At 47.1% G+C, this 25,571-nt stretch carries 27 protein-coding genes; 12 read left to right on the forward strand and 15 right to left on the reverse strand.

The genetic code is table 11. The features are described 5' to 3' along the window. Positions 1–29 precede the first annotated feature (29 nt). The 4 genes from hemH to liaF form a co-directional block, all read right to left on the reverse strand. Positions 30–962 carry a ferrochelatase gene (hemH, locus tag ACTRXG_RS02430; protein WP_474279287.1) on the reverse strand — a complete coding sequence of 311 codons (933 nt, stop codon included), beginning with the start codon at positions 960–962 and terminating at the stop codon, positions 30–32. Then, a complete protein-coding gene (gene hemE, locus ACTRXG_RS02435) occupies positions 959–2,011 on the reverse strand; it encodes a uroporphyrinogen decarboxylase (RefSeq protein WP_474279289.1) in 1,053 nt (350 codons plus the stop codon). The genes hemH and hemE overlap by 4 nt, the downstream gene beginning before the upstream one ends. A gap of 176 nt (positions 2,012–2,187) precedes the next feature. Then, positions 2,188–4,344, reverse strand: coding sequence for a transglycosylase domain-containing protein (locus ACTRXG_RS02440; protein WP_474283918.1), 2,157 nt, complete (start codon positions 4,342–4,344; stop codon positions 2,188–2,190). Positions 4,345–4,412: 68 nt separating this feature from the next. After that, positions 4,413–5,204, reverse strand: a complete 792-nt coding sequence (gene liaF / locus ACTRXG_RS02445; protein WP_474283920.1) for a cell wall-active antibiotics response protein LiaF — start codon at positions 5,202–5,204, stop codon at positions 4,413–4,415. Positions 5,205–5,456: 252 nt separating this feature from the next. Between liaF and ACTRXG_RS02450 the strand changes: the two genes are divergently transcribed. Then, on the forward strand, positions 5,457–6,593 hold the full coding sequence (locus tag ACTRXG_RS02450; protein ID WP_474261871.1) for a M20 family metallopeptidase: 1,137 nt from the start codon (positions 5,457–5,459) through the stop codon (positions 6,591–6,593). A 44-nt stretch (positions 6,594–6,637) separates the two neighbouring features. On the opposite strand, the gene ACTRXG_RS02455 is transcribed toward ACTRXG_RS02450, so the two are convergent. Both ACTRXG_RS02455 and ACTRXG_RS02460 read right to left on the reverse strand, forming a co-directional pair. Beyond that, positions 6,638–7,849 carry an ABC transporter permease gene (locus ACTRXG_RS02455; protein ID WP_474283922.1) on the reverse strand — a complete coding sequence of 404 codons (1,212 nt, stop codon included), beginning with the start codon at positions 7,847–7,849 and terminating at the stop codon, positions 6,638–6,640. After that, positions 7,846–8,592, reverse strand: coding sequence for an ABC transporter ATP-binding protein (locus ACTRXG_RS02460; protein ID WP_474279297.1), 747 nt, complete (start codon positions 8,590–8,592; stop codon positions 7,846–7,848). The genes ACTRXG_RS02455 and ACTRXG_RS02460 overlap by 4 nt, the downstream gene beginning before the upstream one ends. 176 nt (positions 8,593–8,768) lie before the next feature. Between ACTRXG_RS02460 and ACTRXG_RS02465 the strand changes: the two genes are divergently transcribed. The 5 genes from ACTRXG_RS02465 (at position 8,769) to ACTRXG_RS02485 (ending at position 12,190) form a co-directional block, all read left to right on the forward strand. Then, a complete protein-coding gene (locus ACTRXG_RS02465; RefSeq protein ID WP_474279299.1) occupies positions 8,769–9,197 on the forward strand; it encodes an HIT family protein in 429 nt (142 codons plus the stop codon). Positions 9,198–9,231: 34 nt separating this feature from the next. Beyond that, a complete protein-coding gene (serC, locus tag ACTRXG_RS02470; protein WP_474283925.1) occupies positions 9,232–10,317 on the forward strand; it encodes a 3-phosphoserine/phosphohydroxythreonine transaminase in 1,086 nt (361 codons plus the stop codon). Positions 10,318–10,656: 339 nt separating this feature from the next. Further along, positions 10,657–10,854: a hypothetical protein gene (locus ACTRXG_RS02475; RefSeq protein ID WP_322525682.1), complete on the forward strand. Its 198-nt coding sequence runs from the start codon at positions 10,657–10,659 to the stop codon at positions 10,852–10,854. Between the two features lie 39 nt (positions 10,855–10,893). Continuing rightward, on the forward strand, positions 10,894–11,457 hold the full coding sequence (locus ACTRXG_RS02480; protein ID WP_022793774.1) for an HTH-type transcriptional regulator Hpr: 564 nt from the start codon (positions 10,894–10,896) through the stop codon (positions 11,455–11,457). A gap of 184 nt (positions 11,458–11,641) precedes the next feature. Continuing rightward, positions 11,642–12,190, forward strand: coding sequence for a DUF3267 domain-containing protein (locus ACTRXG_RS02485; RefSeq protein WP_474279305.1), 549 nt, complete (start codon positions 11,642–11,644; stop codon positions 12,188–12,190). 41 nt (positions 12,191–12,231) lie between these two features. On the opposite strand, the gene ACTRXG_RS02490 is transcribed toward ACTRXG_RS02485, so the two are convergent. Beyond that, positions 12,232–12,801 carry a YpmS family protein gene (locus ACTRXG_RS02490; protein WP_474279307.1) on the reverse strand — a complete coding sequence of 190 codons (570 nt, stop codon included), beginning with the start codon at positions 12,799–12,801 and terminating at the stop codon, positions 12,232–12,234. A gap of 161 nt (positions 12,802–12,962) precedes the next feature. On the opposite strand from ACTRXG_RS02490, the gene ACTRXG_RS02495 reads away from it, so the two are divergent. Beyond that, positions 12,963–13,148: a hypothetical protein gene (locus tag ACTRXG_RS02495; RefSeq protein ID WP_022793771.1), complete on the forward strand. Its 186-nt coding sequence runs from the start codon at positions 12,963–12,965 to the stop codon at positions 13,146–13,148. 121 nt (positions 13,149–13,269) lie between these two features. Continuing rightward, on the forward strand, positions 13,270–14,193 hold the full coding sequence (locus tag ACTRXG_RS02500) for a peptidylprolyl isomerase (RefSeq protein ID WP_474279309.1): 924 nt from the start codon (positions 13,270–13,272) through the stop codon (positions 14,191–14,193). Between the two features lie 27 nt (positions 14,194–14,220). On the opposite strand, the gene ACTRXG_RS02505 is transcribed toward ACTRXG_RS02500, so the two are convergent. The 8 genes from ACTRXG_RS02505 to ACTRXG_RS02540 form a co-directional block, all read right to left on the reverse strand. Continuing rightward, on the reverse strand, positions 14,221–15,600 hold the full coding sequence (locus ACTRXG_RS02505) for a sensor histidine kinase (RefSeq protein ID WP_474261699.1): 1,380 nt from the start codon (positions 15,598–15,600) through the stop codon (positions 14,221–14,223). Beyond that, complete coding sequence (locus ACTRXG_RS02510; protein ID WP_474279311.1) at positions 15,597–16,286, reverse strand: response regulator transcription factor; 690 nt, start codon at positions 16,284–16,286, stop codon at positions 15,597–15,599. Before ACTRXG_RS02510 ends, ACTRXG_RS02505 begins: the two co-directional genes overlap by 4 nt. 159 nt (positions 16,287–16,445) lie before the next feature. After that, positions 16,446–17,210 carry a membrane protein insertase YidC gene (gene yidC, locus ACTRXG_RS02515; protein ID WP_474261697.1) on the reverse strand — a complete coding sequence of 255 codons (765 nt, stop codon included), beginning with the start codon at positions 17,208–17,210 and terminating at the stop codon, positions 16,446–16,448. A gap of 35 nt (positions 17,211–17,245) precedes the next feature. Then, the gene (locus tag ACTRXG_RS02520) at positions 17,246–17,515 is read right to left on the reverse strand and encodes a hypothetical protein (RefSeq protein WP_462867609.1); all 270 of its coding nucleotides are present in this window, start codon (positions 17,513–17,515) and stop codon (positions 17,246–17,248) included. Between the two features lies 1 nt (position 17,516). Then, positions 17,517–18,173, reverse strand: coding sequence for a lytic transglycosylase domain-containing protein (locus tag ACTRXG_RS02525; protein ID WP_474279315.1), 657 nt, complete (start codon positions 18,171–18,173; stop codon positions 17,517–17,519). 133 nt (positions 18,174–18,306) lie between these two features. Further along, positions 18,307–18,672 (reverse strand): YlbF/YmcA family competence regulator, encoded by a 366-nt coding sequence (locus ACTRXG_RS02530; RefSeq protein WP_462867612.1) that lies wholly within the window; start codon positions 18,670–18,672, stop codon positions 18,307–18,309. A gap of 93 nt (positions 18,673–18,765) precedes the next feature. Next, positions 18,766–19,905 (reverse strand): DUF445 domain-containing protein, encoded by a 1,140-nt coding sequence (locus tag ACTRXG_RS02535; protein ID WP_474279317.1) that lies wholly within the window; start codon positions 19,903–19,905, stop codon positions 18,766–18,768. Positions 19,906–19,943: 38 nt separating this feature from the next. Continuing rightward, positions 19,944–21,743, reverse strand: coding sequence for an AMP-binding protein (locus ACTRXG_RS02540; RefSeq protein ID WP_474283928.1), 1,800 nt, complete (start codon positions 21,741–21,743; stop codon positions 19,944–19,946). A gap of 104 nt (positions 21,744–21,847) precedes the next feature. Here ACTRXG_RS02540 and ACTRXG_RS02545 point away from each other — a divergent pair, with 104 nt between their 5' ends. From ACTRXG_RS02545 to pdxK, 4 genes are all read left to right on the forward strand, one after another. After that, positions 21,848–22,471, forward strand: coding sequence for an NAD(P)-dependent oxidoreductase (locus ACTRXG_RS02545; RefSeq protein WP_474283930.1), 624 nt, complete (start codon positions 21,848–21,850; stop codon positions 22,469–22,471). Between the two features lie 81 nt (positions 22,472–22,552). Beyond that, on the forward strand, positions 22,553–23,122 hold the full coding sequence (locus tag ACTRXG_RS02550) for a LemA family protein (RefSeq protein ID WP_474283932.1): 570 nt from the start codon (positions 22,553–22,555) through the stop codon (positions 23,120–23,122). A gap of 340 nt (positions 23,123–23,462) precedes the next feature. After that, on the forward strand, positions 23,463–24,695 hold the full coding sequence (locus ACTRXG_RS02555; protein ID WP_474283934.1) for an aminopeptidase: 1,233 nt from the start codon (positions 23,463–23,465) through the stop codon (positions 24,693–24,695). Between the two features lie 31 nt (positions 24,696–24,726). Further along, complete coding sequence (pdxK, locus tag ACTRXG_RS02560) at positions 24,727–25,545, forward strand: pyridoxine/pyridoxal/pyridoxamine kinase (RefSeq protein ID WP_474283936.1); 819 nt, start codon at positions 24,727–24,729, stop codon at positions 25,543–25,545. Positions 25,546–25,571 lie beyond the last annotated feature (26 nt).

Genomic DNA, 25,571 nt, shown 5'->3' on the forward strand with positions numbered 1-25,571 from the left:
TTTCACCTTTGAAAGGACGCCTTTTTATATTATGAGGAAACCCTCTGTTCCACTAAAGAATCAATCGCATCACCGAGCGCCTCTAAAAATTCACGCTGGCTATTTGGCATTTCCGGCCGGTAATATGCCGCTCCTACACTGTCGCAGGCATCTTTACATTCAACATCATTATCAAACAATACTTCAAGATGATCGGCTACAAATCCTACCGGACAGTAGACGAATGACTCATAGCCGTACTGATGGTGCAAATTCTTTGTTAAGTCCTGCACATCCGGTCCGAGCCATGGGTCCGGGGTGTTCCCTTCACTTTGCCAGCCAATATCATAGTGCTGAACATTGGCACGCTCTGCGATCCATTGGGCGGTTTCTTTCAGCTGTTCCGGATACGGGTCTCCTTTGGCGATGATTTTTTCCGGCAGGCTGTGAGCAGAAAAAATAACACACGTTTTCTCTTCATCAAGCCCGTCAAGCATAGTACGCACCCGTTCAGCCCAGTAGTGCAGAAACTTCGGCTGGTCGTACCAGCTTTCTACACTGTGAATCGCCGGGCCATTAATGCGGGAGGATTCTTCCTGGGCCCGTCCATTATAAGACTTTACGCTGAATGTCGAAAAATGCGGCGCGAGGACGATACTGTACGCCTCTTCGATACCGTCCTCTTTCATTTCAGCAACAGCATCCTCGATAAACGGGTCGATATGCTTTAAACCGATATAAACATGAAATTCCCGTTCCGGATGACGTTCATTCATCACCTCGCCCAGGCCATAGGCCTGATCCTCTGTAATTTTTGCAAGCGGGGATACCCCGCCGATTGCTTTATAGCGGGAGACAAGATCCTCCAAAGCTTCTTCGGACGGTTTGTTCCCTCGCCGGATATGGGTGTAGTAGCTTTCTACTTCGTCGAGGCTTCTCGGAGTCCCGTAAGCCATCACCAAAAGGCCGGTTTTCTTTTTCATCGTCTTCCCTCCAACTGTTCTTTCGAATATTCGTGAACGAAAGCTGTTAAACGTTTCAACGTATCAGGCTCCACATCCGGGAATACACCGTGCCCCAAATTAAAAATAAACCCGGGATGCTGAATGCCTTCATCAATAATAGCGGCAGCTCTTTTCTCTATTTCCGGCCACGGAGCGAGAAGTAAACTCGGATCCAGGTTGCCCTGAAGCGTTTTAGTGACGCCACGGTTTCTTGCTTCAAGAATAGAGGTCCGCCAGTCCAGTCCAATGATGGAAAGCGGCAGGTCGTTCCAGTCTTCAAGCAGATGACCGGCACCGACTCCAAACATGGATACCGGCACATTCTTTTCTTCTAAAGCTGCAAAAATTCTGCTCATGACCGGCTTCACGTACTGCCGGTAATCGGCGGCGTTTAAAGCACCAACCCAGGAGTCAAAGATTTGAATAGCCTGGGCCCCGGCCTCTATCTGGGCACCGGCGTACCGAATCACCATATCGCCAAGCGTCTCCATCAATGCAAACCAGGCGTCCGGCTGCGAGTACATAAAGCTTTTCGTCCGGTGATAGTTTTTCGACGGGCCGCCTTCAATCATGTAGCTCGCCAGGGTAAACGGGGCTCCGCTAAAGCTGATTAACGGTACATTCAGCTGCTGACGCAGAAGCTTGATTGTTTCAAGCACGTAGTCGATATCCTTTTCTGGTTCAAGCGTTCCAAGCTGTTTTACATCGGCCAGCGTTTCAATCGGGCGGTCAATCACCGGCCCGATGCCTGGTTTTATTTCTACATCTACGCCGATAGACGGCAGTGGTGTCATAATGTCTTTATATAAAATAGCCGCGTCGTTTTGATACTGCTCCACTGGAAGCCGGGTTACATATGCACACAGTTCGGGGTCATGAGTAATTTCCACCAGCGAATACTTCTCTTTTAATTTACGGTATTCAGGCTGTGACCTGCCTGCCTGACGCATGTACCACACCGGCACATGTCCGGTATAGTTTCCTCCTGCTGCTTCTAAAAAAGTATTATTGTATAAGGTTTCTTTCATTTTTGGGCACTTCCTCTCTGCCTGCTCACCACTCAAGTTCGCACAATCACCTTTTCTGTTTTTACCATAACCTGCCCGATCCTGTCATGTATAGTGCATTTCGACAACATTCATAAAAAATTCATGAAAGTTCAGCACAAAAAAGGCAGCCCGCCAAGGCTGCCTCCAATCCTCTCTCACCCTCCTATTCCAAAAATAGAACGGGCCTGTACCTCTGCTGTGTTCGACTCCTCACCCTCCTGGTTTGTCGGTTCATAGGAAGGGACAACAATATACTCTCTTAAATTAAATGGATTTGCATTTTGGATCGTGTAGCTCCCCTGTCCGCGGACCTGATCGATTTCTTCGCGTTCTCCGTCTGTCACTTCGTAAATTGTGTAATTAACGCGGTCGTCTTCAGATGCTTCCCACGTAAGCTCCACGTTTAAGAAACCATCACCGGCAAATGTAAGATCCCCTTCAAGTGAATCAATTTCCGGAAGCTCCACAGGCTCTTCCAAATCACGTACTCCTTCCGGTTTTTCAAATTCTACCGCACTGCCTCCAGCAGGGGTCTCGTTCAAAATGGATTTAAACAGCTCCACCGCATGGGAGCTGCCGCCGGTTAAATAATTATCTTCGGTTGTCTGGTCATACCCCATCCAAAGCGTGCCCGTCCACTGCGGTGTATAGCCTGCGAACCACGCGTCTCTCGCCCCGTCTTCGACCGCTTCAAATGAAGTGGTTCCTGTTTTGCCGGCTAAATCGTAGGAGGTGCTTCCGGCTGATGCTGTTCCGTTTTCCACTACATTTTCGAGCATGCGGGTCATGTACCATGCATTCTGCGGGTCCATCACCTCCTGCTCTTTTTTTTCATTTTCCACAATAATATTTCCGTTACGATCTTTAATGTTTGTAATAAAGTACGGCTCTGTTTTTGTTCCATTATTTGAAAACGTCGTATATGCTTCTGTTAACTGTGCCGGGGTAACCCCGTTTTCGAGACCGCCAAGAGCCGTCGCCAGCCCGTTCCCCTGGGGCTCTATACCTGTTTTCTCTAAGAAATCATTCGTGGCGCTGCGGTCAAGCTTGTCATAGAGCCAAACTGCTGAAGTATTGATGGACTGCTCCAGCGCTTCGCTCATCGTCACTTCCCCCTGATATTCCCCGCTGTTATTTTTCGGAGAATAGCCGTCGTAGTCCAATTGTTCATCCTGGAGCGTCGAATAAGGCTCATAATCTCCGGATTCGAGTGCTGGTGCATATACAGCAAGCGGCTTAAACGCAGACCCCGGCTGCCGCTGCACTTCCGCCCGGTTCATCCCCTGACGTTCGTAATCCCTGCCGCCCTGCACCGCGACAACTCCGCCGCTGCTGTGATCCATCATAAAGAAGGCACTTTCCGCATCCTCCGATCCGTCCGGATAATACGTCCCTTCCTGCATCAGGCTATAGGAAGCTTTTTGCATATCTTCATTCATCGGCACCTGGATCGTATAGCCGCCTTTGTAAATTTCTTCAGGTTCAATGTTGTATTTTTCCTGGGCTTCCTTCATGAGCATATCCACGTACGTGTAGTATTCCGGATGGGTCTGCTGCTCCTGAAGACCGGAAGGAAGAGACGAAGAAGTTGCTGCCGCTTTTTCTTCTTCTGATATGTACCCTTCACGTTCCATAATAGCAATGACAGTATCTCTTCGTTCTTTGGCCTCCTCCGGCTCATCCACCGGTGAATAGTTGCTCGGCCCTTTTACCATAGCCGCAAGCATAGCGCCTTCTTCAACGTTCAATTCGGAAGCGTCTTTCCCGAAATACTGCTGAGAGGCAGACTGGATTCCGTAAGCTCCGTGACCGAAGTAAATCTGGTTTAAATAGTATCCCATTACTTCATCCTTGGAGAATTTCTTTTCAAGCCCCATAGCGATCAGCACTTCCTTCGTTTTACGTAAGAAGGTCTGGTCGCTCGAGAGAAAAGCATTTTTCGCCAGCTGCTGGGTGATCGTACTTCCGCCCTCCACAATTCCACCGGCTAAAATATCACGGTACAGCGCACGCGCAATCGCTCTCGGATCAATGCCGCGGTGGTCATAAAACCTAATATCCTCAATGGAAATAAATGCTTCTTTTACATGATCCGGTATCTGTTCTTCCTCGATAACTTCCCTATCCTCTGAATACAGCTCCGCTAGCTGTTCCCCGCTGTCATCAACTATTGTCGTTGTTTCATTCATCGTCAGCTGCTTTTCACTGATCGCAGCAGCGCCGATAACAACGGAGGATAAATATATGCCAAAAATCAGAAGAAAAGCCGCCGCAGCTATCAGCAGCCGTTTTCCCCATTTCCGTTTATTCATGAGCTCTGCCACCCTCGCTTTTTACACAAATATTCTATCCTGCTTTAGTCGGCAGACATTTCGTTAAGTTACACGGAAACAGCGGGATGTTTTGCATACTTCACCTGAATGCTGCCGACGACAAGCTCTGCCTCGATATTTAATGTCACCTGTGTCTGCTCTTTCGCCTTATGCTCGACCTTCATCGCTGCCTTCAGGCCCTCTTCCTTATAGCCAAGCACCTTCGTTTCGCCAACAAGTGTTTTTGCGTCGACGTTAACGTCCCAGTTCTCCGGGACAAAAAGCTTAATGCTCCCGGCCATGCCTCTGATTCGTACAGGTACTGTCTCTTCCTCAGTTTTAGCTTTCGAAAAATCTATAATCACTTCGCCTGCTCCGTACTGGACGGCGGCTTCGCGGAGTCTGAAAGGCTTCTTTATATATACACACTGCCCTGCCAAAAAGCGGTGCTGTGTCGGAAGCTCGCGTTCCTGCCCGGCCCGGCGCACCTCATGTGCGTAGGAGGTGCTTCTTTTGTTCCGGCTTTCTCCCTCAGACGTATTCAGGTCTTTATCGATATCTATTTCTCTGCGGGAGCTGCTCCACCAGAAATAAAACAGAATAATACCCGCAAGGAAGAGCACAGTGATGACCGCTGTAAATATAAAAGGCACATCCGCCCGGTTGGATACGTGCAGCAGGGCGAGACCGACAAACATGGCACTGAGCCAGTAATTACGCTGGTAGACAAAAAAGCAGGCAAGGCTTAATGCTATGATAGGCCATATGAATAAACTCGCGTCAAAACCGAGCTGGGAGGATACGATACTTACGCCGGCAATAATAATACCCAGTCCTATAAAACCGGTTCTTTGACTCATGCTTTCTTTCCGCCCTTCTTCTGTTTATTTTATAAATATACGCAGCAGGCCGTCTTCCCGTTCCAGATTTCCTTATTTTATTTTCCGGAAAGGATCATGTATGATAAGAAAATACTATACAGCTTATATTTCCATTATACGCTACTCCTGAATGGAGACACACCTATTTTCATTCTGTTCATTACGTTTCAATAAAGGATGTGAACCTTTGTGGATAATTTATTCAACAGATTAGAAGAGCTTTACCCGGAAATGGTCGAGATTCGCAGATATCTGCACCAGTACCCTGAGCTTTCCTTTGAGGAAGAACAGACGCCAGCCTACATAGCCGATTACCACCGGAAGCTGGGGCATGAGGTGCGTACCAATGTAGGAGGGCGCGGTGTCACCGCAGTTCTCCGCGGTGACAAACCCGGTCCCGTCATCGCTCTCCGGGCGGATTTTGACGCCCTGCCCATCCAGGAGGACACAGGTCTTCCTTTCGCTTCAAAGACGGACGGCGTAATGCATGCCTGCGGTCATGACGGCCATACCGCGTATCTGCTTGTCCTGGCTAAAGCCCTTCAGGAGGAGAAGCACAGCTTAAGCGGCACCGTTGTTTTCATCCACCAGCACGCGGAGGAATATGCTCCCGGCGGCGCGATTGAGATGATCCAGGACGGCTGCCTTGAAGGAGTGGACGCTATCTTTGGCACGCACTTATGGGCGACGGTGCCCTACGGAACTGTGCAGTACTGTGAAGGGCCGATGATGGCTGCTTCAGATCGTTTTCATATTACGATTCGAGGAAAGGGCGGACACGGGGCTCAGCCGCACCTTACCAAAGACGCCATCGTAATCGGCTCCCAGGTGGTCACCAGCCTACAGCAGATTGTGAGCCGCCGCCTCGATCCGCTTCATTCCGGAGTACTGTCCGTCGGCTCTTTTGAAGCTGTCAACGCCTTTAACGTGATCGCCGACAGCGCGAAGCTTACCGGCACTACCCGCTGCTTTGATGAAAACGTGCGGGACGTGTTCGAAGAAGAAATCGGAAAAATTGTTCACGGCATTTGCGAAGCCGCCGGAGCCGAAGCCGACTATGAATACCTGCGCGGCTATCCCCCGGTGGACAACCACCGTAACGAAGCCCAGTTTATTGCTGAATGTGCTGAAAAAACGAATTCGGTCCAGAAGACAGAATATATGAGCCCATCGATGGCTGGAGAGGATTATGCGCATTATCTCCAGCATGTGAAAGGAACCTATTTCTTCACAGGAGCCGGCCATCCGGACTGGGAAACGACGTATCCGCACCACCATTCGAAATTCGATATTGATGAACGGGCGATGCTTACCGCAGCCCAGGTCATCGGAAGAGCCGTTTTGGAATACCCCGGCACTTCTTCATAATCACAGGCCCCCTTTCCGCGAGGAGAAAGGGGGCCTGTCGTTTTTTATACCATCTCTTTTTGCTTTCTCCGGGTAACCCACCGGGGATAATACAGAAGAAGAAGCGCCACAAATAAAACCAGTGCTGCCGTTACCAAAAGCGACTGCCCGATCCAGGCATGAAGCAGAACGATTCCCGCTCCCTGCACCGTCAAAAGTGCCCTCGTAAACGTAATAAATGCCCGTTCCTTCCATTTGACAGGAACAGGGTACAGATCCGGCCAGTCAATGGTGGCATAATGGCTTTTCAGAGCCTGCAGCTGTACAGCGGTCATATAAAGAAACAGTCCGCCAATCCCAAGCCGCATCCATTCCGGAGCAAAGGCGTACATAATCAACCCGCAGACTACGAGCAGACGGATAAACATACCTGCATATTCTCCTGAACGAACAAAAGCTTTGCCGTACAAATACAAATACGTATTTTCCTGCTTATGGGAAAATTTGTCCACAAGTGATGCCAGCCAGCGCCGGCGTTTAATTTTCACTTCAATATGGGGGACTTCCGCAAACGACTGAACAAACCGGTAAAATTTCGCCAGCTGATGATTCTCGGCTTCGAGAAGCACTTCCCAGCGCAGCAGCAGGGAAGCAGAACGCCTCTTTACCAGTTGCCAGTGCCCGATCAATCCAAGGAGACCAGCGCCGGCCAGAAAAATGCTCCCCCACCAGGCAGCGAGCATTAAAAGAGCCGGCCAGACCCAGCGTACCGCTGTGGATATGTAACGATGAGTATGATTGTGCCATTTCCATTCTTCCCATTTAATAAATGTTGTCAAAAAGGTTATTACGAGCAAAAGCAGCAGCATGCCGATATAACCAGCGCCCCCGGCGGCGGTACGCTCCTGAATAACCGGGCCGAGAACGATATATACAGCCAGTACTTCCACTCCCTGCAGAGCCGCTGAGTAGCGAATGGACTTTTTAAAAAATGGTGCCATCCGTTTTTCAAGCGGAAGCAGAAATACAAGGTCTCCGGACTGAACAAACGGCCGAATCGGTCCGCGAAGCGTTAATACAGAAAAAATCACCCAGAGAGCAATCACCACCCACGGAGACTGCGGGAGCCAGTCCAAAAAAGCCGGGTAAAATACTGCTCCGGCAAACAGGAGAATATACAGAGCAAACATAAACCCGCTGTTCCCGATTAACCGCAGGTAACGGCCGGCCTTCCCCCAGAAAGCTCCTGCCCGCTCATTCCACCATTGCCCGGTCATGATGTGATTTCTCCTTTGGTTACTTCAATATACAAATCATCAAGGTTCGCTCCCGGCATACCTGCCTGCTCCTGGATTTCTTTCATAGTTCCCTTCAAAGCGACCCGTCCTTCATGCAGCAGTACAAAACGGTCACAATAGCGTTCTGCGGTCGCCAGAATATGCGTCGACATTAAAATTCCCGCTCCGTTTTCTTTCATTTCCACCATCATATCGAGCAGTGATTTAATAGCTACCGGGTCGAGCCCGACAAACGGTTCATCGACGACATACAGCTTCGGCTCCACCAAAAAGGCGCACATGATCATCACCTTCTGCCTCATTCCTTTGGAAAAATGATTGGGGAACCAGTTTTTCCGCCGGGCCATCTGATAGGTTTCCATCAGCTTTTCACTTCGTTCTTCCCAGACGCCTTCTGGAACCCCGTAAGCCATTGCTGTCAGGCGCAAATGCTCCCAGAGCGTCATTTCCTCGTATAATATAGGTGATTCAGGAATGTATGCCAGCTGTCTTCGGTAAGCTTCCGCATCCTCATGAATGGTTTTACCGTTAATATAAATTTCGCCCTCCGCAGGCTCCATTAGCCCGAGAACATGCTTGATTGTCGTGCTTTTCCCCGCGCCGTTCAAACCGATTAAGCCGACAATTTCCCCGGGGCCCACATCAAATTCCAGTTCATGGAGCACCGGCTTATGGATATTGTAACCGCCGGTAATATGTTCGATAGTAAGTAATGCTGTCATACAAACGCTCCTTCAGCTAAGTAAAATACAGTCTTTTTATATTCTACACAGTTTCATCGTATTTTGTATATTTTTGCAGGGAATTCATTTCTTCTTACATTTCCATTTAACTCTAAACTGTAACTACGTATAATAGGATAGTAGATATACTTACGTTTAGAAAGGAGATCAACACTATGGCACATAATGATGACTGCATTTTCTGCAAGATAGCAGCCGGGGAGATTCCTGCTTCTGTCGTCTACGAGGATGACGACCTTCTGGCATTTATGGATCTGGGCCAGACCACGAAAGGCCACACCCTCTTAATCCCGAAGGATCATCAGGAAAACATTTATGAACTGCGCCCCGAAACTGCAGCGGCACTTTTTAAAAAAGCCCCGGCAATTGCGAACGCTATAAAAGAAGCTTTTCAACCAGCAGGTATGAACCTTCTAAACAATAATAACAGCGTGGCATCGCAATCCGTTTTTCATTATCATCTTCACTTCATTCCACGTTACACAGAAAACGATGGTTTCTCTTTTACATTTACCGATAATAATGAACAGTACACAAGCGCTGATTTAGCCGATATGGCTAAAGGGATTGCCGATCGTTTATAGATAAATAAATATGGATGGCTAAAGGAGAGATCATATGTCACACGCATATAATTTTAACGCAGGGCCGGCCGCCCTGCCGGACGAAGTTTTGGAAAAAGCCCAGAAGGAAATGCTGAATTTCAACGATACAGGCATGAGCGTCATGGAGCTCAGCCACCGGAGTTCTGATTACGAACAAGTGCATAACCAGGCCCAGGAAAGGCTCCGGCATCTGCTCGATATTCCGGAGGATTATGACGTATTGCTTCTGCAGGGAGGAGCAAGCCTGCAGTTTTCGATGCTTCCGATGAACGTGCTCCAATCAGGGGAAACGGCTAACTATATTTTAACAGGCTCCTGGTCGGAAAAAGCGTTAAAAGAAGCTCAGATGATCGGACAGACCCGGGTCGGGGCTTCGGCAAAAGAGCAGAATTTCACCCATATTCCTGACGTTGACGCCCTTCAGCTCGACAGCCGGGACAAGTACGTACACATCACCACAAACAACACTATTTTCGGCACACAGTGGCAGGAGCTTGATTATAACTGGCTTTCCCCGGTAGTCGCCGATATGTCGAGCGACATTTTAAGCCGTCCGGTCCCGGTCTCATCGTTTGGAGCGATTTACGCGGGCGCTCAAAAAAACCTCGGTCCGTCCGGCGTTACTGTCGTTATCGTCAAAAAAGACTGGGTCAGCCAGGCTCCTGAACACACACCGACCATGCTCCGCTATGACACCCATGCGGAAAAGAATTCGCTTTTCCATACCCCGCCGACATTTGCTGTTTACCTTCTGAATGAAGTGCTCGGCTGGGTGGAAGAACGCGGAGGCGTCCTTGGCATGCAGCAGCGCAATAAGGAAAAAGCGGCTCTACTGTATGACACTATTGACGGCAGCGATGGGTTTTACCGGGGCCATGCTGAAACAGACAGCCGATCCTCCATGAACGTCACCTTTAATCTTCCTACGGAAGAATTAAATAAACAATTCTTAGCTGAAGCTAAGCAGGCCGGCTTTGTCGGATTAAACGGCCACCGCTCTGTCGGCGGATGCCGGGCTTCCATTTATAACGCTGTTTCTAAGGAGAGCTGCCAGGCTCTGCAGGACTTTATGCTTACCTTTCAAAAGAATCATCAATAGGTTTTTTAATCAGCGGAGTTATCCGCTGATTATTTTTATAAAATAAAAATTTATAAGCGTCTCTTCGTTCGAGGCACCCGAAATTGTTTGAAATTGTTTATTTTTTCACTGAATTCGCCTATACTACTATTAAAGAATAATATATTAAAAATGTATTTCAAGGAAGGAATGAGGCGGATGGATTTGAAATCTCTTTTTGCCGGTATATTCACAGGATCGTTAGCTAGCAGTTTAATTATACTTTTTACTACACCTGCTTCTGGTCCTGCTTTACGACATTCCATTAAGCACTCGGAATGGAGTCGCCCCGGCTTAAAATCCTCAACAAAGAAATCAGCCATGGAAGACTGGCAGTATGCTGCTACAGAAGGCTTCCAGGCATTTGATGTGCTGACCAAAGAAATGAAAAAAACCTATAAGCGGTACAAGCAGGAAGTTGAACCCGAGGTCGCCTCTATTCAGGAACAGGTAAAAGAAATTTCTGATTCCATTTCTCAATTAAATAAGCAGATTAAAAAAGAAACCAGGCGTTCCTAGTCACTGATGACCCAGCTTATAAGAGAGGGGGTTCTTTAATTGGACTCTTCATTTGATGCCAAGCAGTCGATACTATTCAGTCTCCGTGCTGCACAGCTGTCTAAAGCATTATGGAAATCGGTGGAAAAAGATTGGCAGGAATGGGTTAAACCTTATAATTTAAATATCAATGAATTTCAAATCCTATGGGTCGCGCATCAATTAGAGGGCGCTTCTGTTTCCGGGATTGCGAAGTTCGGGGTTATGCATGTATCAACAGCCTTTAATTTTTCGAAAAAGCTGGAAGACCGCAGCCTGCTAAAATTTTCAAAGAAAACGAATGATAAGCGCAATACGTATATCGAACTGACAGAAGACGGTGAAAGCCTGCTTCTCTCCATCCTCGAATCCTATGAAAAAGAAACATTTCAGGTTTCTGAAGGAGCCCTTCCCATTAAGGAGCTGTACGGAAAGTTTCCCGAGTTTTCTGAACTTATGACCATCGTACGCTACATTTATGGAGAAGAATTTATGCATCTGTTTGAAGAGTCCCTCCAGTCTTTTGAAAATGATTTTATGGATAAAGACGGAACCCTCCTTCCAGCGGACAGATCTGCCAAATAAACCTTTTACAGACCACCTGCTCTACTCAGGCTTCCTGCATCAGCATATTGGCTTCTTTTCTCTTCTGTAGAGCGAATTGTTAGAAATTTCGTTCTATATATTTTTTTTATAACCCTATTGATTTTTTCTTCTATTGGTATTACATTATTCAAAGTTGGGGTTTGGAGAGAGAGGAGGCCGTCGCATGAATTGCTGGAAATCAGTAAATCTACGAAAAGAAAACAACACAACAAAAATGACAATCATGTCGGTAGGATTTTCCTTTTTAACTTTTATGTTTACTTTTTTAATCTTTAGTTCGCTGCAGCCGGAAACACAGCTAAAAGGTATCGGCCTGGAAGTTCTTCTTTTAATAATGCTTATGATCTACCCTCTGCATTCTATTTTGCACGCCGTACCGCTTTGGATGATTGGTATCGCCACAACCTGGAAATTCGACAGAGACCGCAGGAAGCAGCTTCCTGTGATTAAATACAGCTTCAGTAAACCCGTATCGAGAAATATGTACGTTATCGCTATGGTCAGTCCGTTTATAGTTCTTGGGGCCGCAAGTATTGCAGGGGCCATACTCATGCCAGGCTATATGCATTACTTCCTTATTATTTTTTCATTAAACAGCGGCATGGCCCTTAAAGACTTTGCTTTTATCCGTCAGCTGGTTAAAGCTCCAAAACACTGTACAGTGGAACGCAAGCTTGACGGCATGGATATTGTACTGAAACAGCCTTCTTAAATAAAAAAGAATCCCGGTGCCACTTCGGCACCGGGATTCTTTTATCTGCCTACAACAAAGACAATATCGTCTTCCTCCAGGTTGACTTTCTCCGCCCGTACAGTGTACTCTTCATCTTCACTCCACTGATCAAGGCGTATTCTGATCGTTTCTTCCTCCGGATTAATCTGGACAAACTCCGGAAATTCCGTCTGGTTCTGTACGACTGTCAGCACTTCCGGACCCGGCAGCGGAAGCCCTGCAATAGAGAAATCATCCTTCTGCAGTTCAACATTTCCGTTCTCCAAAGCCTCCGGCACAAAGCTCAGCTCAATATCAATTTCACGACCGAGAAGCTCAAGCGCAGAAATAATTTTAAACTGACCGTCTTCTACCACTAAGTCGGCTCTTTCGTTTTCCATTTCCGCTTCTAAAATATTATTCACCTGGGCAGAATTTGTTTCCCCTGTAAAGTACGGTTGAAATTCTTCCTCATCAGAAGTCTGCGGTTCTGTTTCGTTCGATCCACTCTCCTGGTCCAGAGAAGCCCACCAGAAGACTACAGCAGCGATGATAATAACGTTGATAACCAAAAGCAGAATGAATAAAATTTTCCATATGTTCCGCGCCAAGCAGATCCACTCCTTTTTTCTTGTAACAACTGCTTTTTCACTATATCATGTTCGGCAAAAACGTTATAGATATAATATCTTTTTCTTTGCTCCTACGGGTTCTGCCTATCTTTTTCCCCTATGATTTGTTATGGTAGTATCGTTAGGAATGGGGGAATTTTATGTTTATTCTTTTCTTTATTGTATTCGCTGTTGCTTATCTGTTTATCATGAACTCCATGACCAATAAGTTTGTAACCCAGCGGGAAGTCCCGGATGAAAAACAGCCGAAGGTTTTTAACACCATCAATATACTTGTGACCATCCTGTTGATTTCATCGTATGTTGAACTTCTTTTGGCAGCCTGAAGCTGAGAATTTCGATCCTATTGTATAATGCAATAGGATTTTTTACATTTATCGACATTTTTAAACTTTTTAATATGATATACTATTAAGGTACCATGAACATACATAGGGAGCTGGAGAAATGAAAAAATATATTTTTACAGTCGCAGGGATCAGCGGAGCCCTTCTGCTTGCATCCTGCAGCAATGAAGGCAGCGCAGCGGGAGACGATGCGATTGTTGAAGTAAATGGCGAAAGTATCTCTGAGCAGGATTTGATGGATGATTTAAAGGACAACTACGGTGAAGGTGCCTTAAACAATCTCATTCAGCAAAAAGTATTAAACGATAAAGCCGAGGACCTCGATATTTCAGATAAACAGGTCACTCAGGAATTTAAATCTATGAAAGAGCAGTACGGCATAGATGATAATGATCAATTCCTTCAAACTGTACAGGAAAATATGGGCGTTCAGGTCGAGAGTGTTAAAGCTTTCAAGGAGCAGTATGTAAAACCGCAGATCGTGGTTGATGAGCTGGGCTCCCAGGATGTTGACGTAACCAAAAAAGAAATGAAAAATTACTACGAAGAAAATAAAGAAGATCTTATGCAGGTTGAAGCAAGCCATATTCTTGTTGAAAGTGAAAAAGAAGCAGATGAAATAATCAAAGAACTCGAAGGCGGCGCAGATTTCGCTGAGCTTGCGAAAGAAAAGTCTATTGATACTGCTTCTGGTGAAAGCGGCGGAGAGCTTGGTTATTTTGGTAAAGGTGAAATGACAGAGGCTTTCGAAGAAGCTGCCTTTAACATGGATACGGACTCCATTTCCGAAGAACCTGTCGAAACGGAGCATGGCTTCCACGTTATTAATGTCACCGGCAAAAAAGAAAGCTATAAAGAATTAAAAGACGATATTAAACAGACGCTTGAAGCTGAAGAACAGCAGGACGGCCAGCAGGTGCTGAATGAACTTATGCAGGATGCTGACATTAACGTCGAAAACGAAGATTACGAGGACTGGGTGCAGACATTCACTGAGGCAAGTGAAGAGAGTTCAGGAAGCTGACATTTTTATACAAAAAAACCGGGGCGGTTACGCCTCGGTTTTTTTCGTTTCTATTTCGTTTTCTGCCGGGAGCCTGATCGTAAACCGAACTCCTGTCTCCGTATTAGCCGCCTCTTTTGACGCTTCGTGCAGTTCAGCAATTTGGCTTACAATCGCAAGACCAAGCCCGAACTGGCCCTTATTCCCTTTTCTGAACGGCGTAAAAATGTATTCAAGCTCTTCTTCATTAATGTTTTCGCCGTTGTTTTCGACAGTAATTTCCACCCGCCCGTCCGGATGCTTTACTGCCTTAATCCAAATACTGTCCTCTGCGTAGCGCAGCGCATTTTCCACCAGGTTTTCAAGCAGCACCCGCATATGTTCAGCGTCCGCATACATGCGTACGCTTGCCCCTTCAATATAAAAACGGATATCGCTGCGCTGCAGACGAAAACGTTCTTCAATCGCATAAGCCAGTTTACCGAAAATGATTTCTTCGTATTCAATCGCCTCTGTTTTCAGCGAATCAAGTTTTGTGTAATAGAGCATATCTCTGACCCTTTTATCCATGCGATTCGCTTCATCTATGATGACATCCATCGTTTTTTCCATATCCTTTTTAGGCAGAATGCCATCTTTAACGGACTGCGCATAGGATTTAACCACCATAATTGGTGTCTTAAGCTCGTGGGAGGCGTGCTGGATAAATGTTTTTTGTGAATTGTCGTAACGGATCAAGTTTTGGCGCATCCGCTCAAACTGCTCGGACAGCTTCTGAAAGTCCTGGTCCCCTTTCCAATTGACAGGCTCCCGCCAATTTCTCTCAGCAATTTGCTCAAAACGGTTGCCGAGCACCCGCAGCGGCTGCCGCAGGTAGCGTTTCAGCCAGATCGCCGGCAACAGGCTTACGACGCTTGTGATGAGCAGTATGTACACCAGACGGGTCCACAAACGGTTTACCATTGTGTCTCTATACGTATCCCACATGTAGGAAATCTGGAACGCTTCCTCTCCATCCGACTCTACTTTTGTGATCACATAAAAAAGTGTAGCATCATTAAAAGTGAGCTCATACCTCTCCCGTTCCGCATTTTGATTGCCGGCATTTTCAAGCATTTCCTTTTCCACCTCGGCCGGCGGACGAGGCTCCCCGCTGACCGTTTCATTTTCAGTAACAAAAACATGCCCAACCGAACGCTCTGCTTCCCGTCGTTCAATGAAATCCAGATCGTCTGACTCCGGCGGCGTGAAATAATCACTCAGCGGATTAACGAGCTGTGCCTGCTCTTCTTCAATAATCCGGTACGTTTCTTCCGTCAGCGTTCCACGAATCGAAATAGGATATACGATAATGACTGTCAGACCGACCAGAACAATGATGGCAATGAAAGAGAGCCAAATGCGCTGGGTCAAATTCACTTTCATCATGACGGCAGAACACGATATCCGTATCCATACAGGGTTTCCAGATGAATTCTGGGCATTTTTTTCCGGACTCTCCGCACAACGTCATCTACGGCCCGCTCCGAACCAAAATAGTTTTCGCCCCACACATGTTCAATGATATCTTCCCTCGACAGGGCTTTGCCCACCTCTTCGGTCAAAAGCAGAATTAAATCCATCTCCTTTGTCGTCAGTTCGATATGGGCGTCATCATTTTCAGCATCCGTTACTGTACGTGCTTCCGGGTCAATGTAGTAATTATTTACTTCTGTTTTTTTTGTTTCGGTCTGCGATTCGCCGTATACCCGGGATAACAGTTTTTTAGCACGGATAATCAGCTCCTGGGGAAGAAATGGTTTCGCCAGGTAGTCATCGCTTCCCATTTCAAGACCAAGCACCCGGTCAAGATCCTGGTCTCTCGCGGAAATAAAAATTACCGGCACTTCCCCTTTTTTTGAAGACCTAATTTCTTTTAATATCTGATACCCATCCGTTCCCGGCAGCATAATATCGAGCACCCACAGGTGAGGCGGCTCTTCTTTGGCCTCCAGAGCGTCCGTACCGTTATCAAAGACGGTAACTTCCCAACCTTCCTTCTCCATATAGGGCTTCAATACTCCGGAAAGGTTTTCTTCATCTTCCACTAAATAAATTGTATATGCAGTCGTCATTTATCTCGTTCCTTCCTCTGAAGATACGTGTCCATCTGCTATTATCGTAGCAGTATTATTACTCAGTTTCCACTTTCCTCTGTGTTAGACGGTATTAACGCCTCAATGTTTCTATAAAGAAAGCCGCACTGCTTGCCTGCAGGCGGCTTTCTTTCATGGTTACGTTGTTGTTTTTTCCTGCTGGCTCTGCTCCATTTTTTCTTTGCGCTTTGTAAACACGAGAGTCTGGAAAATCATAAACACACCGCCTGTCGCCCAGTAAAGAGAAAGGGCGGACGGCAGAAAGATTCCGGCTACGATCATCATCACCGGCATCAGCATCATAATTGGTCTCATGTTTTCCGGCATATCCTTCGCCGTGATTCTCGTTTGCAAAAACATCATTAGTCCGGCAAGGATTGGGAAAATGAAAAATGGATCCGGCTCTCCAAGGTCTACCCATAAGAAGCTGTGGGCTGCGAGCTCTTCTGTCCGCTGAATGGCAAAGTAAAAGGCCATCAAAATCGGCATCTGCAGCAGAATAGGCAGACAGCCCATCATTGGGTTCACGCCTTCATCCCGGTACAGCTTCATCATTTCCTGCTGAAGCTTCTGGGCTTCGGCCTGGTTTTTCGAGCTGTATTTTTCCTGCAGCTCTTTCATTCTCGGCTGCAGCCGCTTCATCGCCACCGCGCTGTTCTGTTGTTTTATAAACAATGGAAGCAGCACAATACGGATGATAATCGTCACTACAATAATTGAAAGGCCGTAATCACCATTAAAAAATTGGGCAATTGTGATTAAAAGCCATGAAAACGGGTATACAAAGAAACGATTCCAAATTCCTTCACTGTCGGCCGATATAGCTTCCTGTTCGCCGCCACAACCGGCAAGCACCAGCATTAAAACACCTAGCATTGCTATTAATTTCCACTTACTATTCACTACATTCACTCCTTCTTATTTTTCATGCTTCCAAATTATGATGAAAAATAAGAAGAGTCTTCATCATCATGTCTGCTGTCCGAGCGGTCCGGTATCTTCTTTTGTACAGTAACAAAGCGAAGAGCAGCCATTTCCGGCACCCGGCTGTAATCGTCATAGCAGACCCTTGCTTCCTCCTGATGGAGGGAATAAGCATTCGTATTCGTAATGTGCTGGCTGACGATCCAAAGTGTCGTAATGAGCACGCTTACAAGGAGCAGCCATTCCACCCAGTTAATTTCTGCGAATGTTTCAATAAAAAACAACTTATCCCCCCTCCTCTGCTAAGCGATTTTCTTCAAGATTCACCAGTTCCACTTCTTCATCATATGTGTTGTAATAATTAAGAATATCGTCTACATACCAGTCCGCCTGGTTATATTGGTATATTGCCGGCCGTACCTCACCACCCGCTGCTCCGTTAGACGCAAGAAAGTTCGCCGCCGAGTACACGGCATCTTCAAGAGCATATGGATCGGCCCTGCCATCGCCGTCAGCGTCAACACCGTAGCCGCCGTATTCATTAATCGTTTCCGGATCGGTTAATTCCTGTTCCGGTATATCAGCACTGCCATTTCCCCCACAGCCTGGATAATTCCATCCTACAAATGTGCATGGCATAAACTGCATATGTCCTATCGCCCCAACCGGGCTTTCCAGGGTTTCCATCGTTGAAAAGACAGTTTCTACACGGTGAACGGCCGCTAATAGGGTCCACGGAATATCATAATCTTCTCCCGCCTGTTTGTAAACAGAAATATATTCTTTTGGAACTTCATTTTCCGCAAAGTCTTCCTGGGAATTGTATGTCGGTGTGCTCCCGTCCTGCATTGATGAGGCAATAAAAACAATAGCTGCTGTGAGTAGAGCTGTCACTGCTGTAATTAAGTAAACGTATCGATAACGCTTGGTCTGCGGGCGCACAGCGTCCCCTCCTGTTAACATAACTCGTGGTTAAAGACGAATACCGCCATATTTATTGTAGCACGTTTCAGCCAGAATCTATAACGTGAAGGCAAATAAAAAACTTTCCCCGTCGCGAGGAAAGTTTTTGTTATTACTGCTGGCCGTTATTTTCTTCCGGTACACCGTAGAGTTCTTCAAGCGGCTCTGTAATAATTTTATTCAAGTCAGAAATGACTGTGCTGAGCTGCTGCTCCTGCTGCATCAGCTTCGAAATAACTTCGTGCTGCTGCACCATTTCAAACTGTTTTTGAGCCTGAGTAATTTCTTCTTCCGAAGGCTGCTCTCCCTGCATTTGTTTTTGCTGCAGTTCAAGCTGTACATTACGGAAGTTATCGAGCATACGCTTTGCGACTTCGTCCTGCTCTACTTCGTTATGAAGCTCTTTAAGTTGCTGGAATTCTTCGCTCTCACGAAGCGCACCTGATAATTCGTAAGCCTTGTCATGAATATTGGACATATATAAGTCCTCCTTTAAGATTGTCTGTATGAGCATAACATGAACCGCCAGCAGAATTCATCCATTCCGGAAGAATCAATGGTATTTTTTTATTCACATTATCCACAGCACAACTATTCCCTGTACACAGCCTACGAAACCGCCAATCAGTGCACCCAGATATGTGATCAGCTTAAACTCCCTTCCGGAAATCGTAAGCAGCATAGCTTCCATCCGGTCTGTCGAAAACGTATCCACCTGCTCTTTAACTACATCATGAAGATGAAGCTGTTCAAACAAATTCGGGAGCCTCTTCGCAATGGATCCCTGGCCTTTTTTTACTGCTTTTGGAACCCATTCCTCCAGCAATTTTTTCTCATATGCGGGAGCCCATTCCTTTAAAGGCTGCTCGAGCCTCTCCATCACGGGTACATGTTTATCAACTGCTTCCACAATGTAATCCACCGCGGCCCGGGAATCCACATAGGCAAAAGCCGCCGCGGCCGGTTTTTCAAACAGCGCTTTTCGCTCCTGCTGCAGCAGTCCGGAAATCATTTTTTCTGTTCCAGGGTCTTCAAAAAAACGGAGCACCTCTGGTTGAATACGGTCAACGAGCCGGTCGTTACCGATCATTGTACCGAAGAAGTTCATCATCGAGCCTTTTCCTTCTAAAAAACGCTCGAGCAAAAGCGCCAGCTGCTGCTTACCTGCGCTTGACCGAAAATAATCACCGGCCTTCACCATTATTAGCTGTGTAAGCTCTTTGGTCATCACTTCCGATTGATGGACCGCCCCTGAGGGCAGCAGTTCTTTAATCGGAGTATCAGCATGGCGGTGCTTAGCCTCTTCCCATTTTATATCGAGCGTTTCTCTTAATGTTTCGCGGAGAAAACCGCGAGCATCGCTCAGACCTGTCCATTTCTCCACATAATCGGATAAGCTTTTCTCAGAATAAAGATACTCTTTCATCTCCAAGGTTACCCAGTCATTTAGTTGGCGGGAAAACATGTCGCTGCGAATTTTTGTCTGCAGGCCTTCCGGGGTCAACAGATGGTCTGTAACGACCCGTCCGAGCTGCCCGGCGAGCTCATTACGTCTTTTTGGGATCAGCCCCGGGGTGAACGGCACCCGTACAGAGCCTATGTACACTGGCTTATACGGCCTGAACAGCATCCGGATCGCAAGTGAATTCGTTACTCCCCCGATAGCTGCCCCAATAGCGATCATAATGATAATTGTAATAACTGCGTTCATGATGATTGCTCCTTTGGCAGTTGTCTATTAGTTAAACGTTATTTCTCTTCGGTAAAAATAAATTCCTCACGTTCTATGATGAATTTCCCGCGTTTAAATGCGCTTCTCCACATTCGTTTATTTACATTATCCGGAGGTGTTGAAACTATTTGTATGCTTTTCAGAGGAAACTTTTGCGCTTCGAGCCACCTTTCCGAAAGATCCTGCCTCCAGCCTATAGTACCGCTCCATCCTTCAGCAGGAGCTATGACCGCCTCTGCACTTCCTCCGTTCCAGCGCAAAAGCGCCGTTTCCACCGAGTCCATGCCCTCAAGCCATTTTTCAAGCGGCAGCAAAGAAACATTCTGCTGCTCCACCTTATTAATGTCTGAATACTCCCCTGCATACGTATACCCTTCTCCGTCATCTATTAAAAATCCGTCACCGGCCCATACGTCTTTCCACCAGGACCACGGAGAGCTGTCGTACTGCACCTGTCCATCAACCATTACCTCCAGGCTGTTCGGCCATGGTTTTTTTACCACTACTCTGCCGGGGGCGTGACGCATTGCATATCCTTCGCTGTCCCAGGTATCCATCACCATCCCTGGAAGACGGCTGTTGTATTTTTCAGGATGCACCCTGCGGTCCGCCAGATCTGCAGTAATCATTCCGGAGGCGTGAGCACCCCCGAAGGCTTTCAAAAGTGGAATTCTCCCCCGGGTTAATACATCCATTACCCATTGCAGGTCGCTCCGCATCCAATCTGCCTCCCACGTCAGTACGTACCGCAGCGAATGGAGATGGTATTCCTTCCATTTACTTTGTGTCTGGGAGGAAGCCATCTGGGCTGACAGTGAATTCACGCCGATATGTGTAATTCCGTATGCTTCAATCGTACTGCCGGCATCAGCGCTCTCGTCGTCCCAGGAAAACAGGCAGTATTGTCCGTCATTTGCAAGCGTTCCAACCATAGCAAACAGCTGCTCGAATCCCCACTCCCGGGCGAGCCACCAGACTCGGTCGCCGGGACGCACGTCCCATACTAAACCAATTTCGGTTCCTGATTTCATAAATAAACTAGTATGACTGAGGACGTACCCCTTTACAGGTTCTCCCGGACTCTCACCAAAAAGGACAAGTGCAGCATCAGCACCGTCTGTCTTTTCAGGCTTCTCCTTATTCTTTCCGGCCGGCATAGTTTCCCACTGCTTATGTCTTGAGGAAGGCTCCCCCCCCAATTGAATAATTTGCGAAGCTTCCACGCTGAACCTTTTCTCAGCTTCAACTGCAGAACTTCCCGCACCAGCAATGAGCCATTCCGGCTGGAAATGCACATGAACCTCGTTATCTATGGCCGTTGTCCAGCGGGGGTTATACGGACAAACTACAGCACCGATATACAGCAGTGCCATGCAAACCACCGCCGACTGTTTATCGGCCCGGGCCACCACAGCTGCCCGTCCGCCCTTTTGCACCCCGGCTTTCCTCAGTTTCCCAGCAGCTTCCTGCACTTCTTTGGCCAGCCTCTCATAAGTCCACTCTCCGCCTTCATCAATGAAAGCAGTCTGCTCCATTACTTCTTTTGATTTATTTATCAGCTGCTCCGCAGCATTCATTTTACCTTTGTAAAACCAGCCAGCCTTCCGTCTTCCATGCGAAAGCTCCACCACATCTTTATACCGTTTGAACCAACGGGTTTCAAGTCGTTTGGAAGCCTGCTGCCAAAACCAGGAAACATCAATTGCGGCATGTGTTTTCAGCTCTTCCGTATCACTCAGTCCGAGTGCTTTAGTCCAGCGATAAAGCGCATTAGTTCTCCATTGAACAATAGGGGGTTCCCACGTAGTCCACTGCATCTCTCATAGCCTCCCGACGTTTTTCCTTTTATAGAATGGGAATAGGGGTGTATATCTATTTTTACATAGCTTTTAGATATGTGAAACAAAAAGGAGTGCTTCAAATGAAAATAGCTTTATTTGGCGGCACCGGCCGCACCGGTTCCCAATTTGCATCTATGGCTGACGCTGCCGGACACGAATTAAAAATACTTGTCCGCTCACCGGAAAAGGCAGGCAGCCTCCCTGCTTCTGCAGAGCAGATATACGGCGATGCTCTTGATCAGGCGAAAATCAGAAAAACACTGCAGGGCGCGGATGCGGTCGTCAGTGCCCTCGGCACGGACAAACAGAACGTGTTAAGCAGCTTTACACCGCTATTGTTAAAAGAAATGAACGACCTAAGCATCACCCGTTTAATCACCGTAGGAACTGCAGGAATTCTTCAGTCGCGCACAGAGCCGCACCTTTACCGGTTCGAGTCGTCAGAATCCAAACGCCGGAGCACTATGGCCGCGGAGGACCATAAGGCTGCCTATGAATACATTAAGGAGACGTCCTATTGCTGGACCGTTGTCTGCCCGACTTTTCTGCCGGAGGGAGAAAGTACTGCTTCCTGGCGCTATGAAATTGACTATCTGCCGGAAAACGGCACCCGGATCTCGACAGGAAACACTGCTGATTTTTTAATACACGTATTGGAAAATCACTCTCAATTCTGTAAAAAAAGGATAGGTGTTTGTGAGTAAGGCTGTGTAATTGACGGTACAAACATGCTATACTAATTACCATTATCTAAGTAAAAACCCCGAAAGAAGGAGGGCGGCGATATGAGTATATTCGGTATCATTCTCGGTATTGTTATTGTTACTGCTATTATAAGCTGGATTATCGGCTACAATGCCTTAATAAAATATTTAAACTGGGTGGAAGAGTCCTGGACCCAGGTGGAATTTCAACTGCACCGGCGGATGAACTTAATTCCTGACTTTGTGGAATCTGCCCAAAAAGCATGGCGCCACAAGCAGGATGAACTGGAAACGCTGGTACAATACAGAAGCGAAGCGTTATCCCCGGAATCGAGCAGACAGGAACAGCTGCACATTAACTCCCGCATTGAAGATACTCTTCACGAGGTGTTTGACGCTTCCATGCCTGATGATAAGCAGCTGCAGTCCGAGCTGAAGTCGATGCGTGAGCAGTTTGACGATGCGCAGAATAAAATCATTCATTCTTCAAGCGTTTATAATAATACGATAGATAAATACAATACCAAGATATCATCATTTCCGGTCAAGTTTGTAGCAGAGCTGCATCATTTTAAAACCCGCAGTCCTCTTCCTGGACAGAGTTCTGCTCCCGGGAGCAGTGCTGAAACAAGGGCGGAAACATCTGTATAATCCAAATATGCATATAATTATATTTTTTGATTTGAGTTTGTTTCTTTTCCACTTATTCCCGAAAACAGGCGGAGACAAGCTCTCATCGGCATTAGGCTATTATTCATTCTATGCTACCCTGAACAGGCAGGTTCTCCTTAGATGTATGCATCTTTACCTGTACGATACCTTTTGTACCCTGCCCGGATCTTCCGGCAGGGCTTTTTTATACCTTCAGCCTGTTTAAAAAAAGCAGTACACGGCAAAAGAATGATGAATCCTCACGTGTTATAATGATGAAAGACATTTGAGACCACTGTCTACGTCTAACCAGTACTGTATTAGAAAGGAAGCTTCAGACATGAAAACGTTCGAACAAAAACTTCACAATTACGCAAAACTTGCCGTGGATAAAGGGGTTAATATCCAGCCGGGGCAGACTTTAGTTATCGCAGCTCCGATTGATGCTGCTCCTTTTGTCAGAAGACTGGCCGAGGCAGCATACGATGCCGGTGCAAAACATGTTTACCCTGAATGGGCAGACGATGAATTGACGAAAATTAAATACGAAAAAGCGCCCGAAGAAGCCTTTCATGAATTCCCTTCCTGGCGTGCTGAAAGCAGGGAACAGCTGGCCCGTGAAGGTGCAGCTTTTATCACGGTCAAATCCACCGATCCGGATCTCCTGAAGGGGGTTGACCCCGATAAAATTGCCAATGCGAACAACGCAGCCGGCGCTGCTATGGAAGGGTTCCGGGATTATATTCAGGCTGACCGCGTCAGCTGGCTTGTGATTTCCACCCCTTCTGCAGGATGGGCAAAAAAAGTTTTCCCGGACGAGCCCGAAGACCGGGCCATCGATCTGCTTTGGGAACGGATCTTCAGCGCTGTGCGGGCAGACACAGAAGACCCGGTACAGGCGTGGGACGACCACAACCGTACCCTGCGGGCCAAGGTGGACTGGCTTAATGCCAAAAAATATAAATCACTTCATTATACCGCTCCAGGCACCGACCTTGAAATCGGCCTGCCGGAAGGACACGTTTGGGCCGGCGGCGGCAGCACCAATACCTCGGGCGTTTCGTTCATTCCAAATATGCCGACAGAAGAAGTATTTACTGCTCCGCATAAGGATTTCGTTAACGGGCACGTAACCAATACTAAACCATTGAACTACGGCGGCAGCGTTATTGACCGATTTACGCTGCATTTCAAGGACGGTGCTGTCACGGACATGGAAGCCGGCGAAGGGGAAGAAACTCTCCGTCACCTGATCGATTCAGATGAAGGTGCTGCCCGTCTTGGGGAGGTAGCCCTCGTTCCGCACAGCTCCCCTATCTCACAGTCCGGCATTTTATTTTTCAACACGTTATTTGATGAAAATGCCTCCAACCATATTGCGCTCGGCAGTGCATATGCTTTTAATGTGGAAAATGGCCCGGAAATGAACAAAGAGGAGAAGGCACAGGCTGGTTTAAACACAAGCATCATCCATGTTGATTTTATGATTGGAAATGAAAATATGAATATAGACGGCATTCTTCCCGACGGTACAAAAGAGCCCGTATTCCGGAACGGCGAATGGGCAGAATAGCTTTTTTATCACTTTTTGAAAGGAGATTATTATGAGTCTACCTAAAACGCTGACGATAGCCGGCTCCGATACAAGTGGAGGCGCCGGCATCCAGGCAGATTTAAAAACATTTCAGGAGCTCGGCACCTACGGAATAGTTTCCCTTACTACCATTGTGGCCCAGGACCCTGATAACGACTGGTTTCACCGCGTCTATCCTATCGATACGGCCACGCTCGAAGCACAGCTGGACACAGTGTTAAAAGGGATTGGGGTTCAAGCCGCAAAAACAGGGATGCTCGGCTCAAAAGAAGTCATCGAGCTGGTAGCGAAAAAATTAGATGAGCACCATATAGAACAGCTGGTGGTGGACCCGGTGATGGTATGTAAAGGCGCCGATGAGCCAGTCAATCCGGAAATGGATGCTTATTTGCGTGACACGCTTGTGCCAAAGGCATTTATTGTGACTCCTAATTTATTTGAAGCCTCCCAGCTTGCCCAGGTGTCCCTGCCGCAATCACTTGAAGACATGAAAGCAGCTGCCGAAAAAATTTATCAGCTCGGCCCGTCCTTTGTTATTATTAAAGGCGGTGGAGAAACCGGAGCAGAGAAGTCAATTGACGTGCTTTATGACGGTAACAGCTTTGAATATATCGAATCCGAAAAGATTAATACGGAGTATACTCACGGTGCCGGCTGTACGTTCTCTGCAGCTATTACTGCGGAGCTTGCAAATGGAAAGAGTGTACGGGAAGCAATTCATACAGCAAAACAGTTCATTCAGGCTTCTATTCAGGATTCCTTCCAGCTGAACGAACATGTTGGTTCTGTAAACCACACTGCCTACCGCCACCGCGCTCCTCAGTCTTAAATATGTTTTCGGCTCCCAGGCCGAAA

It is taken from the genome of Marinococcus sp. LNSP9103-4 (assembly GCF_056034345.1).

Coding starts and splice junctions, on each gene's coding strand:
- ACTRXG_RS02535 (WP_474279317.1), bottom strand. CDS start 19,905: ATGAACGCAGTTATTACAATTATCATTATGATCGCTATTGGGGCAGCT.
- serC (WP_474283925.1), top strand. CDS start 9,232: ATGTCACACGCATATAATTTTAACGCAGGGCCGGCCGCCCTGCCGGAC.
- liaF (WP_474283920.1), bottom strand. CDS start 5,204: ATGAGTCAAAGAACCGGTTTTATAGGACTGGGTATTATTATTGCCGGC.
- ACTRXG_RS02475 (WP_322525682.1), top strand. CDS start 10,657: ATGGAAGACTGGCAGTATGCTGCTACAGAAGGCTTCCAGGCATTTGAT.
- hemH (WP_474279287.1), bottom strand. CDS start 962: ATGAAAAAGAAAACCGGCCTTTTGGTGATGGCTTACGGGACTCCGAGA.
- ACTRXG_RS02540 (WP_474283928.1), bottom strand. CDS start 21,743: ATGCAGTGGACTACGTGGGAACCCCCTATTGTTCAATGGAGAACTAAT.
- ACTRXG_RS02450 (WP_474261871.1), top strand. CDS start 5,457: ATGGTCGAGATTCGCAGATATCTGCACCAGTACCCTGAGCTTTCCTTT.
- ACTRXG_RS02550 (WP_474283932.1), top strand. CDS start 22,553: ATGAGTATATTCGGTATCATTCTCGGTATTGTTATTGTTACTGCTATT.
- ACTRXG_RS02500 (WP_474279309.1), top strand. CDS start 13,270: ATGAAAAAATATATTTTTACAGTCGCAGGGATCAGCGGAGCCCTTCTG.
- pdxK (WP_474283936.1), top strand. CDS start 24,727: ATGAGTCTACCTAAAACGCTGACGATAGCCGGCTCCGATACAAGTGGA.
- ACTRXG_RS02455 (WP_474283922.1), bottom strand. CDS start 7,849: ATGACCGGGCAATGGTGGAATGAGCGGGCAGGAGCTTTCTGGGGGAAG.
- ACTRXG_RS02510 (WP_474279311.1), bottom strand. CDS start 16,286: ATGACGACTGCATATACAATTTATTTAGTGGAAGATGAAGAAAACCTT.
- ACTRXG_RS02495 (WP_022793771.1), top strand. CDS start 12,963: ATGTTTATTCTTTTCTTTATTGTATTCGCTGTTGCTTATCTGTTTATC.
- ACTRXG_RS02555 (WP_474283934.1), top strand. CDS start 23,463: ATGAAAACGTTCGAACAAAAACTTCACAATTACGCAAAACTTGCCGTG.
- ACTRXG_RS02460 (WP_474279297.1), bottom strand. CDS start 8,592: ATGACAGCATTACTTACTATCGAACATATTACCGGCGGTTACAATATC.
- ACTRXG_RS02485 (WP_474279305.1), top strand. CDS start 11,642: ATGAATTGCTGGAAATCAGTAAATCTACGAAAAGAAAACAACACAACA.
- ACTRXG_RS02545 (WP_474283930.1), top strand. CDS start 21,848: ATGAAAATAGCTTTATTTGGCGGCACCGGCCGCACCGGTTCCCAATTT.
- ACTRXG_RS02530 (WP_462867612.1), bottom strand. CDS start 18,672: ATGTCCAATATTCATGACAAGGCTTACGAATTATCAGGTGCGCTTCGT.
- ACTRXG_RS02505 (WP_474261699.1), bottom strand. CDS start 15,600: ATGATGAAAGTGAATTTGACCCAGCGCATTTGGCTCTCTTTCATTGCC.
- ACTRXG_RS02440 (WP_474283918.1), bottom strand. CDS start 4,344: ATGAATAAACGGAAATGGGGAAAACGGCTGCTGATAGCTGCGGCGGCT.
- hemE (WP_474279289.1), bottom strand. CDS start 2,011: ATGAAAGAAACCTTATACAATAATACTTTTTTAGAAGCAGCAGGAGGA.
- ACTRXG_RS02465 (WP_474279299.1), top strand. CDS start 8,769: ATGGCACATAATGATGACTGCATTTTCTGCAAGATAGCAGCCGGGGAG.